This window comes from Agromyces sp. H66 (assembly GCF_004959775.1).
In the GTDB taxonomy this organism is placed as follows: Bacteria; Actinomycetota; Actinomycetes; order Actinomycetales; family Microbacteriaceae; genus Agromyces.
This window is the reverse complement of the sequence record NZ_SJZG01000001.1, coordinates 669,865-682,103: the sequence shown is the minus strand read 5'-3', so window position 1 is coordinate 682,103 and position 12,239 is coordinate 669,865. Positions and strand designations below refer to the sequence as shown.

General features: G+C 70.8%; 14 protein-coding genes. 2 read left to right on the top strand and 12 right to left on the bottom strand.

Going from position 1 to position 12,239, the window contains the following annotated elements:
• On the bottom strand, nucleotides 1-1,330 hold a 1,330-nt coding region (locus EZM51_RS03270), incomplete at its 3' end, for a phosphomannomutase/phosphoglucomutase (RefSeq protein WP_136706768.1).
• Nucleotides 1,327-1,542, bottom strand: coding sequence for a DUF3499 family protein (locus EZM51_RS03265; protein WP_136706767.1), 216 nt, complete (start codon nucleotides 1,540-1,542; stop codon nucleotides 1,327-1,329). The genes EZM51_RS03265 and EZM51_RS03270, both read right to left, overlap by 4 nt.
• Nucleotides 1,543-1,587: 45 nt before the next feature.
• On the opposite strand from EZM51_RS03265, the gene EZM51_RS03260 reads away from it, so the two are divergent.
• Nucleotides 1,588-2,028, top strand: coding sequence for a hypothetical protein (locus EZM51_RS03260; protein ID WP_136706766.1), 441 nt, complete (start codon nucleotides 1,588-1,590; stop codon nucleotides 2,026-2,028).
• Nucleotides 2,029-2,061: 33 nt separating this feature from the next.
• On the opposite strand, the gene EZM51_RS03255 is transcribed toward EZM51_RS03260, so the two are convergent.
• The 5 genes from EZM51_RS03255 to EZM51_RS20455 all read right to left on the bottom strand — a co-directional run bounded on the left by EZM51_RS03255 (nucleotide 2,062) and on the right by EZM51_RS20455 (nucleotide 8,366).
• Nucleotides 2,062-3,513, bottom strand: coding sequence for a DUF5719 family protein (locus EZM51_RS03255; protein WP_136706765.1), 1,452 nt, complete (start codon nucleotides 3,511-3,513; stop codon nucleotides 2,062-2,064).
• Nucleotides 3,503-6,427 (bottom strand): glycosyltransferase, encoded by a 2,925-nt coding sequence (locus EZM51_RS03250; RefSeq protein ID WP_169053775.1) that lies wholly within the window; start codon nucleotides 6,425-6,427, stop codon nucleotides 3,503-3,505. Before EZM51_RS03250 ends, EZM51_RS03255 begins: the two co-directional genes overlap by 11 nt.
• A gap of 154 nt (nucleotides 6,428-6,581) precedes the next feature.
• Entirely contained in the window at nucleotides 6,582-6,902 is a 321-nt protein-coding gene (locus EZM51_RS03245) for a WhiB family transcriptional regulator (RefSeq protein WP_136706763.1), read from the bottom strand.
• A gap of 249 nt (nucleotides 6,903-7,151) precedes the next feature.
• The gene (gene galE / locus EZM51_RS03240; protein ID WP_136706762.1) at nucleotides 7,152-8,120 is read right to left on the bottom strand and encodes a UDP-glucose 4-epimerase GalE; all 969 of its coding nucleotides are present in this window, start codon (nucleotides 8,118-8,120) and stop codon (nucleotides 7,152-7,154) included.
• Between the two features lie 96 nt (nucleotides 8,121-8,216).
• Nucleotides 8,217-8,366 carry a hypothetical protein gene (locus EZM51_RS20455; RefSeq protein WP_169053774.1) on the bottom strand — a complete coding sequence of 50 codons (150 nt, stop codon included), beginning with the start codon at nucleotides 8,364-8,366 and terminating at the stop codon, nucleotides 8,217-8,219.
• Between the two features lie 85 nt (nucleotides 8,367-8,451).
• Between EZM51_RS20455 and EZM51_RS03235 the strand changes: the two genes are divergently transcribed.
• Nucleotides 8,452-9,408, top strand: a complete 957-nt coding sequence (locus EZM51_RS03235; protein ID WP_136706761.1) for a helix-turn-helix domain-containing protein — start codon at nucleotides 8,452-8,454, stop codon at nucleotides 9,406-9,408.
• Nucleotides 9,409-9,446: 38 nt separating this feature from the next.
• Here the strand turns inward: EZM51_RS03235 and EZM51_RS03230 are convergent, their stop codons facing one another.
• From EZM51_RS03230 to EZM51_RS03200, 5 genes are all read right to left on the bottom strand, one after another.
• Complete coding sequence (locus EZM51_RS03230) at nucleotides 9,447-10,031, bottom strand: hypothetical protein (protein WP_136706760.1); 585 nt, start codon at nucleotides 10,029-10,031, stop codon at nucleotides 9,447-9,449.
• Nucleotides 10,031-10,606: a helix-turn-helix transcriptional regulator gene (locus tag EZM51_RS03225; protein ID WP_136706759.1), complete on the bottom strand. Its 576-nt coding sequence runs from the start codon at nucleotides 10,604-10,606 to the stop codon at nucleotides 10,031-10,033. The genes EZM51_RS03230 and EZM51_RS03225 overlap by 1 nt, the downstream gene beginning before the upstream one ends.
• A 278-nt stretch (nucleotides 10,607-10,884) precedes the next feature.
• Nucleotides 10,885-11,193, bottom strand: coding sequence for a helix-turn-helix domain-containing protein (locus tag EZM51_RS03215; protein WP_248305432.1), 309 nt, complete (start codon nucleotides 11,191-11,193; stop codon nucleotides 10,885-10,887).
• Nucleotides 11,190-11,540 (bottom strand): type II toxin-antitoxin system RelE/ParE family toxin, encoded by a 351-nt coding sequence (locus tag EZM51_RS03210; protein ID WP_136706758.1) that lies wholly within the window; start codon nucleotides 11,538-11,540, stop codon nucleotides 11,190-11,192. The genes EZM51_RS03215 and EZM51_RS03210 overlap by 4 nt, the downstream gene beginning before the upstream one ends.
• Nucleotides 11,541-11,948: 408 nt before the next feature.
• The gene (locus EZM51_RS03200; protein ID WP_136706756.1) at nucleotides 11,949-12,236 is read right to left on the bottom strand and encodes a hypothetical protein; all 288 of its coding nucleotides are present in this window, start codon (nucleotides 12,234-12,236) and stop codon (nucleotides 11,949-11,951) included.
• Nucleotides 12,237-12,239: the final 3 nt, after the last annotated feature.

Below are 12,239 nucleotides of genomic sequence, written 5' to 3'. Positions count from 1 at the left end.
GCACGTTGAACCACCAGAACGGCTCGTCGCCCGCGGTGATGCCCGTGACCGTGAGTCCGTCGAGCTCGTCGAAGTCGGCGCGGCCGGTGAACGCCTCGACGATGCGCGTGTACGCCGCGGGCACGTCGGAGACGGTCGAGTTGATCTCGCCCGAGAGCGCGTAGGGGTCGAACCGTGCCGCGAACTCGGAGAGCGGGGCCTCCTGCGCCCCCAGCTCGGCGAGCACGTGCATGGCCGCGAGCATGCCGTTGTCGGCGCCCCAGAAGTCGCGGAAGTAGTAGTGCGCCGAGTGCTCGCCGCCGAAGACCGCGCCGGTCTCCGCCATGCGGTCCTTGATGAGCGAGTGGCCCACGCGGGTGCGCACCGCGAGCGCCCCGGCCTCCTCGATCACCTCGGGCACGATGCGCGAGGTGATGAGGTTGTGGATCACGACGACATCGTGCTCGCCCGCGGCGCGCACGCGCGCGATCTCGCGCAGCGCCACGATCGCGGCGATCGCCGACGGGGTGACCGCCTCGCCCCGTTCGTCGACGACGAAGCAGCGGTCGGCGTCGCCGTCGAAGGCGAGCCCGAGGTCGGCGCCGTGCTCGACGACGGCGCGCTGCAGGTCGACGAGGTTGGCGGGCTCGAGCGGGTTCGCCTCGTGGTTCGGGAACGTGCCGTCGAGCTCGAAGTACAGCGGCACGATCTCGAGGGGCAGCGCGGGCAGGCCGGCGGCCTCGCCGAGCACGGCCGGCACCGTGAGGCCGCCCATGCCGTTGCCGGCGTCGACGACGATCTTGAGCGGTCGGATGCCGCTGAGGTCGACGAGTGAGCGGAGGTGGGCCGCGTAGTCGTGGAGCACGTCGACCTCGACGACCGAACCCGTGGTCGGGGCATCCGCGATGCCCTGCTCGAGGTGGTCGGCGGCCCGGTCGCGGATGGCGGCGAGCCCGGTGTCGAGCGAGATGCCTTGGGCGCCCGCGCGCGAGAACTTGATGCCGTTGTAGGCGGCGGGGTTGTGGCTCGCGGTGAACATGGCCGCCGGCGCGTTCATCGAACCCGAGGCGAAGTAGGTCTCGTCGGTGGAGCAGAGGCCGATGGCCACGACGTCGGCGCCGCGTCGCGTCGCACCGCGCGCGAAGGCGGTCGCGAAGCCGGGAGACGAATCGCGCATGTCGTGGCCGACCACGATGCGGCCGCCCGCCGCTCCGACCTCGTCGACGAACGCCGCACCGAGCGCTTCGACCGTCGCGACGGTGAGACCCTCCCCCACGATGCCGCGGACGTCGTAGGCCTTCACGATGGCGTCGAGGCGCGCGCGAGCCTCGGATGGTGCAGCAGAATTCACGCCTTGAAACCTACCTCACCGAGTGAGACGTGCCGCACCACCTGCCAGCCCACCGGTGCCGAGGTGCGCTCGGCGTGGCGCGCGCACAGGTCGTAGCCGTGCGGCTCGCGCGTGATGGCGAGCGGGCCGAGCACGGCCATCGAGTCGGCATAGTCGAACGTCAGCGTCGCGACCGCCTCGGCGGCGCATGCGGTGCGCGAACAACGTCTCATGGCTTCACCAGAGTAGCGACGGCAGCGGACATTACGATGGAAGGCATGCCTCGATCCCGTCGTGTCGCGACACCACGTTCTCCGCGTCGACTCGCGCGAGACCGGCACGGCCGCGGCATCCGCTCGGCCGTGACCGGTCCGCACCTCGAACCGCTCCGCACCCGCCTCGACGAGTTCGACTTCACGATCGCGACCACCGCGGCCTACCTGCGCGGCCTCTGGCCCGAACTCGAGGGCGTCGTGTTCGAGGTGGCGCAGGCTCCGGCCGAGGCGATCCACGGCGACCACATCGACCGATGGAAGGTCTGGCACGACGAGCGCCGCATCACGTTCTACCGGCTGCCCATCGTGCGCTTCCTGCGGTTGCAGGAGGGCGAGGACCGCGACGAGAAGCTCCTGATCGAGAGCTGCGTGTTCCGGGCGGTCGCCGAGCTCCTCGACAAGGACCCGTGGGAGCTCGCGCCGGGCCGCTATCGGCACCTCTGAGGCGCGACGCGTCGCCCGCGCCCGGGCGTCGCGTCAGCGCGGGTACACCCGGATCGGCGAGTCGAGCGGGCCGGGCGGCTGCACGCCGAACGACGCCAGCTGGTCGTCGCCCGCGAACGACACCGTCGCGTACAGCCCCTCGGTGCCGCGGAGCACGACGGACGCCCCGCCCTCGAGTTGCACCGACGCGGCGCCCGCCGCGGGCACCGTGACGGTGCGCTCCGATCCGTTGCTCGCGACCGTGACCTCGGCCGCGGCGTCGGCGTCGGGATTCACGAGGTGCAGCGTCGGCGACGGCCCGGGCGGCACCGCGACGACGGCCGCATCGAGGAGCGGCGCCGTGGCGACGGTCCAGGCGAGGTCGCCGGGCGCCGAGGCATCCGTCTGTCCGGTGGTCGCCCCCACCGTGGCGCGTGCGGCGGCGACGACCGGGGCGTCCGACTCGATGCGGATCGTGTAGGCGCCCGCGTCGAGCACGCCGAGCGGCACGTCGACGACCTGGCCCGGCTGCAGCGTCGCCTCGATCGTGGTGCCGCCCGACCCCGACTCGGGGACGACGCCGATCGAGACCTCGGCGGTCGCGTCACCGGGTGCGAGCAGGCGCACGGCGGGGTGTTCGTCGCCGTCGGCGTGGTCCTCGGTCGCCTCGACGCCACCCGATTGCGGCACGAGGAACCCCGGGATCACCTGGCGCGTCGACGGGGCGGCCGTGGCGCCCGTGAGCTCGATGCCGGCGGGCGCGAGGCCGACGACGACCGAGTGCTCGAGGCTCGCCGCGATCCCGCCGCCGGTCGCCGTGACGTGCACGACGGGCGACGTGAGGTTCGGCGCGAGGCCGGCGAGCGAGAGCACGCGCTGCGTGCCGGGCGGCACGATTATCCCGAGCGCCGACGGAGCCTCGACGGCTCCGGTCTCGCCGATCACGCGCACGTCCACGGTCGCGGCGACGGCCGACGGGTTCGAGAGGAGCACGAGCCCGCTGCGGCCGAGACTCGTCGACCCGGCTACTAGCCATGACTCGGCGACGGCCTCGCCGCACGCCGCCGCGGTGAATCCCGACAGGTTCTCGCTCTCGACCGTCTGCGACTGCGCGCCCGCGAGCATGCCCGCGTCGACGCCACCGGGCTCCGCGGCGATCGCGACGGGCGAGCCGTCCTCGGCGGCGCGCGGGTTGCCCGGCGCCTCGAGCGGCACCTCCTCGAGGGCGACGCCCGACGGCTCGGTCGCGGTCACCAGGTCGGCGGAACCGACGGACGACGCGGTGGTCGCGGCCGTCGGGTCCTCGCCGAGGGCGAGCAGGGGTCCGGGGCAGACTCGCAGCTGCCGACTCTCCGCGGGCTGCACCTCGAGCGACGGCACCTCGGCGCGGTGCTCGGGCCACGGCACGAGCGCGGCTGCCGCGACGGTGCCGACGGCGAGCGCGGCGGCCGCGACGAACGCGAGTGCGCGAGCGCCGATGCGCAGGAGCTTCCGGTCAACGGCCATCGTCGTCTCCTTCCGGCGCGTCGGCGGTCGGGTGGGTGCGGTCGACGGATGCCTCGACCGGCGCCTCCTCGGCCCCACGCGCAGCGGGCCGCGGCGGCAGGAAGCGGCGGCGCGGGCGGCGCCGCACCGGACGGCGATCGGGCTCGCGTCCGGCCCCGGTGGGGATCGACAGGAGCAGTGTCGCGCCGATCACGACGAGCTGCACGGTGGTGATGACGGCCGAGAGCCAGCCGCCCGCGCCGGCTGGGATGCGTGCGGCCGCGGCATCCTGCTCGGCTGCGGCGAACCGCCACAGGGTGCCGAAGTCGGTCTCGCCGACGGCGACGAGCGACGCGTTGCCGTCGAGCGCGGTGCGGGCACGCGTCTCGGCCTGCGTCGGTTCCCGCGCGTCGTCGGTCGCGGGCACGAGCAGCACGAACGCGACGCCGAACTCGCGTACCGCGGCCTCGGGGTCGAACCCGCTGCGCGAGGCGAGGTTGCCGGCGATCGTCGCGAGTTCCTCCTCGTCGGCGGTGAGCTCGGTGCGCGTCTGGTCGAGGGTGGACTGGTCGTCGAGCGTGGCTCCGGTGCCGTGCTCGAGGGTGGCCCGGATGCCGCCGTCCCGCTCGGGTTCCATCACGAGCGTCGTGACCCGCGGATCCGCCTCGGCCTGGGCGACCACGTACGCCGGCAGGCTGCGCTCGCCCGCGGGCGCGAGCGGCACGGCGCCGGTCGCGATCGCCACGACCGACGGCGCGACCGCGACGATCGCGACCAGCGCGACTGTACCTGCGATCACGGCGGCGCCGCGGCGCAGGGCGTCGAGTGCGACGACGGCCGCGAGGATGAGCCCGAGCCACGCGAGGCTGAGACCGGCGCCCGACCAGAGGGGCACGACCTCGAGGCCGACGCTCGCGACCGAGACGTGCGTCGCCGCGATGGCGGTGGCGAATCCGGCGAGGACCGTGCCGAGTGCGAGCAGGGCGCGTCGGAGGTGGGGCGAGAACACCGCCGCGAGCGCGGTGAGCACGAGCGGTGCGACGAGCACGGATGCCACGATGCGGGGGTCGAGCGGCGTCACCGCGCGCACGAGCTCCTCCCATCCGCCCCATCCGCCGCCGGGCAGGCCGAGCGCGAGCTGCCACGCGGTCGGGGTCGTCCCGCCGACCGGCACGCCGGGGTCGGCGAGGAGGCCCAACGGCGTGCCGCGACCGACCTGCTCGATCACGAGCGGCAGCGCGAGGGCGAGCGCGGGGATCGGGAGACCGGCGAGTCGCACGGCGGCACGGCCGCTCACGGCGAGGGCGACGACCCAGCCGACGACGAGCGCCGGCGTGAGGCTCGGCGCCGCGGCGACGACCGCCGCGAACAGCAGCGACGCCGTCGCGGCCGCGGCCCACGACGTCGCCGCGCCGAGCACGGCGAACACGAGCCAGCCGAGGAGCACATGGGCGAGAACGGCGCCCGGGCGTCCGTCGGCGAGCGCGGCGAGGAACATCGGCGCCGCGGCCCAGGCGATGGCCGCGAGGGCACGGACCGAGCCGCGCTCGGTGAGTCGGGATGCCGCGAACCACACGCCCATCGCCGCGGCGGGGAGCGCGACGAGCCAGAGCAGCACGACGGCGAACGATGGCGACCAGAACGTCAGGGAGCCGAGCACGGCCAGCACGGCCGCGAACGGGTCGGCGGCGCCCGCGAAGCCGGTGCCGATGTCGCGCCATCCGTAGGCGGCGTTGCGCCAGAGTTCGGCGAATCCCGAGAGTGGCAGAAGCCCGCCGCCGCCCACGCCCGTCGCCCCGATGAGCCACGAGAACAGGCCGATCGAGGCGGCGCTCGTGGCGAGCAGCACCCAGCCGCCGCCCGCGCCCAGGAACTGCAGCTCGTCGGTACGCCCACGAGCCCGGGCGCGACGCGCCTCGGCCGCCGCCTGACGTCGCCGGCGCACCTCGTCGGGCTGCATCCGCAGCGGTGCGATCGACGACCAGCCGGTCGTGCGCGACCTCGCGAGCACTCGACGTGCACGGGCGACGCGCCTCGCCGAGAACATCGTGACGAGGGCGGCGGCGAACTCCCCGGCGATGGCTCCAGGCCGCTTGACGAGCAGGTGTCGGATCGAACGCAACAGCGCGAGCGGGAGGAAGCTGAGCCAGTGCAGCGGCACGAGCGCCGCGTGCGCGTAGACGAGCCTGCGGTGCAGTTCGGCCGCCCGCGCCGCCCGGGCACGCCGCCGCACGGCGCGACCGCGGCCGTCTCCCTCGGGGCCGGCCACGCCGTCGGCGGCGAATCGCACCCGCGCCTCCGGGACGACGGCGATGCGGTGCCCGGCGAGGCGCGCGCGCACGCCGAGGTCGAGCGCGTCGTCGACCGTCGGCAGCGCGGGATCGAAGCCGTCGAGCGCGCGCCACACGGTGTGGCGCACGAGCATGGCGGCGGGGTCGAGTCCGAGCACGTCGCTGAGGCGGTCGTGCTGGCCCTGGTCGAGCTCGCCGGCGACGATGGGAACGCTGCGGCCGAGGCGCGTCAGCGTTCGGCCCATCCCTGCGATCCGTTCGGGTTCGTCCCACTCCATGAGCTTCGGCCCCGCAACGGCCACGGACCTCGCGGTCTCGAGGGCGGCGACGAGGGCGGCGAGCGCGTCGGCCTCGGGTGCGGAATCCTCGGCGAGAAGCCAGAGCGCGTCGGCGTCGGACTCGGGAGCGTCGAGTACCCGCTCGCCCGCACGCACGGCCTCGCCGAAGCTCAGCGGTTCCTGCAGTTCGACGACGTGCGTCGCCCCGGCCGCCGCGGCCTGCTCGCGTGCCTGGGCGTCGGCTGCGGCGAGGACGACGACGAGCGCGTCGGGCGTCCGCACCTGCGATCGGATGCCGTCGAGGGTGCCGGCGAGGTGGTCGCCGCCGTGACGCACGACGAGGACGGCGGTGACTCTGGGGAACATCGGGGTCAGCCTAAGCGGCCCTCGTCGCGGCATCCGGAACCGAGCCGGGCGCGCCATGAAACAGGCGCCCGCGACGTGACCTCATGATCACGCAACGGACGCCTGGCGCGCGCGCCGCCGCCCGGTGCGGGCCATCGCCCGCACCGGGTCGACGTCACACGGCGCGTTTGCGGAGCTTGCGGCGCTCGCGCTCGGAGAGCCCGCCCCAGATGCCGAAACGCTCGTCGTTCGCGAGTGCGTACTCCAGGCACTCGCCGCGCACTTCGCATCCGGTGCAGATCTTCTTCGCGTCGCGAGTCGAACCGCCCTTTTCAGGGAAGAACGCCTCGGGATCGGTCTGTGCACATAACGCGTCGCTCTGCCATGCCAACGGATTCTCGTCGTCTGCCCCCGGACGAACCCCCGGAACGCCGAGTCTCACCGGATCGACGAACCAATCGTCAGGTACTCCAGAACGATATTCAGGATTGCCCATATCGTCTCCCACCCAGTTGTACCGACCACCCAGAGGGTGTGTCATGACCAATTACACCGGTGTAATTCGTGAGAGTCAAGTCGCAGATCGTAAACCCTCAAGCGGCAATCGAGGCTTCAACCCGGGCGCGACACGCCGACGGTGTTCCGCAGACGTTACATTCTCGGCTGGGCGAAATGTCATCCCCCAGTGCGGGGGCCACCCTGGCAGGGCGCGAATCTCCCGGCGGTCGAGTTCGTCGACGGCGGATCAGTCGACGGATGCCGCGCGGCGGGCCTCCCAGGCGCTGTCGACCATCTCGGCGAGCGTGTGCCGCATCCGCCAGTCGAGGTCGCGTGCGGCGAGCTCGCCCGACGCGACGATGCGGGCCGGGTCGCCGGGGCGCCGCGGGCCGATCTCGGGCGCGAATTCGATGCCGGTGACGGCCGCGACGGCGCGCATGATCTCCCCCACCGAGACGCCGTCGCCCGATCCGAGGTTGTACACGGGCTCGAGGGAGTCGCCGGCGTCGAGCCGCCAGGCCGCCACGACGTGCGCTGCGGCGAGGTCGGCCACGTGGATGTAGTCGCGCACGCACGTGCCGTCGGGCGTCGGGTAGTCGCCGCCGTTGATCCGGGGAGTGCGACCTTCGAGCAGCGCGTCGAAGACGAGTGGGAAGAGGTTGTGGGGGCTCGCGTCGTAGACCTCGGCCGATCCCGAGCCGACGACGTTGAAGTAGCGCAGACTGGTGTGCCGCAGGCCGGTCGCGCGCGCCTGGTCGGCGAGCAGCCACTCGCCGATGAGCTTGGACTCGCCGTACGGTGACTCGGGATGCCGCTCCGTGTCCTCCGTGACGAGGTCGACGTCGGGCGTGCCGTACACGGCGGCGCTCGACGAGAACACGATGCGGTCGACCCCCGTGGCCTCCATGGCGGCGAGCAGCGTCGCCGTGCCGGTGACGTTCTGCCGGTAGGTGTGCAACGGCCGGCTGACCGAGACGCCCGCGTACTTGAAGCCGGCGAGGTGCACGACGCCCTGCACGTTGAAGCGCTTCATGGTGGCCTCGAGCTGCGCTCCGTCGAGGATCGTGCCGTGCACGAACGGCGTGGCCGGAGGGAGGAACGCGTGCCGGCCGCTCGAGAGATCGTCGACGACGACCGTGTCGATGCCCTGATCGGCGAACGCCCGCACGACGTGCGCGCCGATGTATCCGGCGCCTCCGGTGACCATCCAGCTCATGTTCCCGCCCTCCACGTGGGGCCGGTCCCCGCGCTCACTCGATCGTAGTGAGGGGCGCGGGTACGAGCTGACGGATGCCTCCGGCCCGGGGTGCGCTCAGACGACGCGGGTCGGCAGGTTCTCCGCGTGCCGGTTGCGGTCGCGGATCTCGGGCCGTCCGTAGCCGTCGCCCTCGAGGCGTAGCACGGTGGCGAGCACGCCCCACACGGCGAGGCCCGCGATGACGAGGAAGACGATGGTGGTCATGGCAGAAATTCTACTCCTTGCGACATCCTGCCGATAGTGGCAGAGTGACAGCAGAACGATTATTTTCTGCCATTCGGAGGATCCCGTGCTCCAGACCATCGCCTGCATCGCCTTGCCCCAGATGGCGCCGTTCGAGTTCGGCGTGATCTGCGAGGTCTTCGGCATCGACCGCCGGGAGCACGGCGGGCCCACCTTCGACTTCCACGTCGTCGCCGCCGACCCCGGTCCGATCTCGACGAAGCTCGGATTCGACGTCGTCGTGAACGAGGGCCTCGACTTCGCGTACGAGGCCGATCTCGTCGCGGTGCCGGCCTCGCTGGTCGGATCGCCCGCCGACGAGCGGGTGCTCGACGTGATCCGGCACGCCGTCGACCGCGGCGCCTGGGTGCTCTCGGTGTGCTCGGGCGCGTTCACCCTGGGCTATGCCGGGGTGCTCGACGGCCGGCGGGCGACCACCCACTGGATGTACACCGACAAGATGGCACGCCTGTTCCCCAACACCGAGGTCGACCCCGACGTGCTCTTCGTGCAAGACGGCAAGGTCGTCACCGGCGCCGGCACGGCCGCGGGCATCGACGCGGCGCTGCACATCGTGCGCACCGAACTCGGCGCGAGCGCGGCGAACATCGTGGCGCGCCGCATGGTCGTGCCGCCGCAGCGCGACGGCGGGCAGTCGCAGTTCATCCAGACGCCCGTGCCCGACCGCGGCAGCGACTCGTTCGCGAAGGTCACCGAGTGGATGCTCGAGCACCTCGACCAGGACCTCACCGTCGACCTGCTCGCCCGCAAGGCCCTCATGTCGCCGCGCACGTTCGCGAGGCGGTTCCGCGCCGAGACCGGCACCACGCCCAACGCGTGGCTCAACCGCCAGCGGCTGCTGCGTGCCCAGCAACTGCTCGAGGAGACATCCCTCACCCTCGAGGAGATCGCCCGCGAGACCGGCTTCGGCGCGGCCGCCGTCATGCGGCACCACTTCCTCAAGGTGCTGCAGACCACTCCCACCCAGTACCGGCGGCTGTTCGGCGTGCGGGCGGCCGGCTGACCGGGTCGCGGCGGTTACCTATCCTTGCAGCAGCCCCCTCATATCTCGATCCGGCCAGGCGAGGGCGGCGTTGATGTCGGTTCCCCGGCGAGGATGGCGGTGACCATTCGCGCTGCGCGGTCGGGGAGTAGGTCGCCTGGGTAGAACTCCTCGTAGAGTTCCTCCGCGTCCTCGAGCGTGCGGATCTCGCAGAGCGCGAGCAGGAGCCGAATGTCGCGAGTATCGCGACCGGGTCTGTTCGCGCGGAGCTTCATCGCGAGCATCGCTTCCTTCGACGCGACCTGGATGATGATGCCGTGCTTGTCGTAGATCGTGTCCCACTCCACCGCGCGGCCGAGAGTCGGGATCGCGTCGGCGTTGTTCACCTCGAAGTTCAGCCAGTGCGGATCCCAACCGTGCCGGTTGGCAACCCGCTCGGCGGCTGCGGCGACCGACTCGTCAGAGCCCGGGTGTGCGTGCAGCGCATCCAGATCCTGTGTGGTTCCTCGGTCGAAGTAGCGCAGGGCGAGCGCTGCTCCGCCAACCAGTCGGATGCCTGCGACCTCGCCGGCGGCGCGAAGCTCGGCGACGAGGTCTCGGAGACCGGTGATGATCTCATCCCGGTCGAGCGCAGTGCCCGGCATCAGACGCTCGCGAATGTGTCGGCCCAAGCAAGCACGCCACGCTCAGCGAACTCGTCCGGGACGTCGTCACGCCCGGGCGCGGGGTCGGCAGGGTCGACCCTGAAGACCGTAGGTTCGCCCGCCACCCGATCGGGGTCGTCCACCCAGGCGGGCAGTGGAATCCGTTCCTGGTTCAGTCGCCAGGCCACGAGCGCGGCGATCGCTGCATCCCACACCCGGTCCCCTGTGGGCTCCGGTTCAGCCAGCGCGAGGATGCCTCGGACGAGACCATGCTCGGCGTTGAGATCGTCGTTCAACTGAAGCAGCGCACGCAGCGCTCGATCCGGATCCTTGGCATGAAGATAACCGCGGATCGCGGCCGCCGCGGTCGCAGCGTCATCCCGACGCGTCGGAGCGGCGTACAGTCGGTGCCCGGTACCGGCGAGCAACCGGTCAACGGTGCTGAACGCGGCATCCCTCCCCCGCTCGTGGTGCGAGACGCTCGCCTGATCGATACCGGTCAGCTCTGCAAGCCTCGACTGGGTGAGGTGCCGGCTCTTTCGCGCGGCGCGAACGAGCGTCGATGACGTCGTCATGATGACCACCGCCTTCCGAATATGACACCACCATCATATTTGATTGCGAGCGAAACAGGGATACCGACCGGAACAAAGCGCAGTCCGAATCAGAGTGCGTCCTCCGCGAGGCGGCGGAGCCCGGCGAGAGCACATCCGATGCACTGCGCCGGGCGCCGCGTGTGCTCGATCATGAACGCTGGTTGGAACGGTTCCGCGCCGACGCTGACTCGTTGAAGGACGAAAACATCAACGCGGAGCCTGAACCTTGGTGATCAATCGGGCCCGCCGGCCCGTGTTCACGCGATCTGGATGCGTTCGTCTCCGAGTTCGACTTCGATGCGGAGGTGCCCGCCGACAGCCTCGACGTAGCGGCGCAGTGTGTCGACCTGGGCGCGTTCGATATCGCCGTGCTCGATTCGAGAGACCCGGTTCTGACTCACCTGCAACCGCTCCGCGAGTTCGACCTGCGTCAACTCGGATGCCTCGCGGAGTTCCCGAAGCCGATACGCGCGAACTTCGTCCAGCATGCGCTTCTTCTGCGCATCGACCCGGGCGCGGTCAACCGGGCGCTGCCGCAGCAGTTCATCAAGACCCTTGGTCATCATGTCCTCCCCCGCCGTTCCAGGTGATCGTCGAACCGATCGTCTGCGACAGGAATGTTCTTCGTGTACCACTTCTTCCAGTTGCCGGCCTTATCACCGGCGACCAACAGGATCGCCTGCCGTTGCGGATCGAACGCGAACAGCACCCGCAACTCGGATCGACCGCTCGAGCCCGGCCGCAACTCCTTCATGTTCCGATGACGAGAGCCGACGACCGAATCCACCAGCGGACGACCCAAGTGCGGACCATGCTCGGCAAGCAACTCCAACGCCGCGACGACCTGTTCATAGGACGACTCATCCAGCGAGGTCAACCACTCCTCGACGAACTCGACATCCACTGTCCACATCGACCCCAGTCTACAACGCTTGCGCTATACAACGTGCATGTTGTGCCACAGCATCGCGGGTCCTCAGGATCATCACGTCTGATAAACCCGGACGGGAGGAGGGCACCCTCTGCGCCCGTCTCAACGACGGGCTCACGGAGCTCGCACCGATACACGCTGGGGCGCGGCGAAAAGACGACCCTTCCAAGAAATCAGGTCTCCGAACACGCCGGGGCGGCTCACTTGTCGGTTGGCACCGTCGTCCCCACCTCGACCTCGGCGGGACGCTCCGTTCACCGACCGAATTGCGATCGATGACCGCCCGACCAAGTTGCTCATCGATCAGGTTCGTTCGATCGATGTCAACTACGTCGTCGGCGACCCGGTCGACTACCTCCGCGGTGGACTACTCAAACCTGGCGGGGTTCTTCACCGTACGACGTTGCGGCCAACCGCGCCCAGAATATCGGCGAGCCAAACCAAGCCGTAGGAGATTGTTGCGCGCGTGCCGTCCGCGATCTCAGTTACGTTTTCAAGCGAATCACTCAGGGATCCAACCGTGTGCTCGGTTGGCTTCTCGTAGAGCGAATACAACTGCTCGGGCGCGACGCTCCAGAAGTAGTCCTCGTCGACCTCCACAACATCGCCGCCGATCTCCTCGAGGTGATCCAATAGCAGCGTGCTAGCCCTACGCAGCAGTTCGATTGATATCTCCACAGC

Excerpts from the sequence above, each read along its gene's own strand:
- EZM51_RS03265 (WP_136706767.1), bottom strand. The coding sequence starts at position 1,542 with ATGAGACGTTGTTCGCGCACCGCATGCGCCGCCGAGGCGGTCGCGACG.
- EZM51_RS03260 (WP_136706766.1), top strand. The coding sequence starts at position 1,588 with ATGCCTCGATCCCGTCGTGTCGCGACACCACGTTCTCCGCGTCGACTC.
- EZM51_RS03255 (WP_136706765.1), bottom strand. The coding sequence starts at position 3,513 with ATGGCCGTTGACCGGAAGCTCCTGCGCATCGGCGCTCGCGCACTCGCG.
- EZM51_RS03250 (WP_169053775.1), bottom strand. The coding sequence starts at position 6,427 with ATGTTCCCCAGAGTCACCGCCGTCCTCGTCGTGCGTCACGGCGGCGAC.
- EZM51_RS03245 (WP_136706763.1), bottom strand. The coding sequence starts at position 6,902 with ATGGGCAATCCTGAATATCGTTCTGGAGTACCTGACGATTGGTTCGTC.
- galE (WP_136706762.1), bottom strand. The coding sequence starts at position 8,120 with ATGAGCTGGATGGTCACCGGAGGCGCCGGATACATCGGCGCGCACGTC.
- EZM51_RS20455 (WP_169053774.1), bottom strand. The coding sequence starts at position 8,366 with ATGACCACCATCGTCTTCCTCGTCATCGCGGGCCTCGCCGTGTGGGGC.
- EZM51_RS03230 (WP_136706760.1), bottom strand. The coding sequence starts at position 10,031 with ATGCCGGGCACTGCGCTCGACCGGGATGAGATCATCACCGGTCTCCGA.
- EZM51_RS03225 (WP_136706759.1), bottom strand. The coding sequence starts at position 10,606 with ATGACGACGTCATCGACGCTCGTTCGCGCCGCGCGAAAGAGCCGGCAC.
- EZM51_RS03215 (WP_248305432.1), bottom strand. The coding sequence starts at position 11,193 with ATGATGACCAAGGGTCTTGATGAACTGCTGCGGCAGCGCCCGGTTGAC.
- EZM51_RS03210 (WP_136706758.1), bottom strand. The coding sequence starts at position 11,540 with ATGTGGACAGTGGATGTCGAGTTCGTCGAGGAGTGGTTGACCTCGCTG.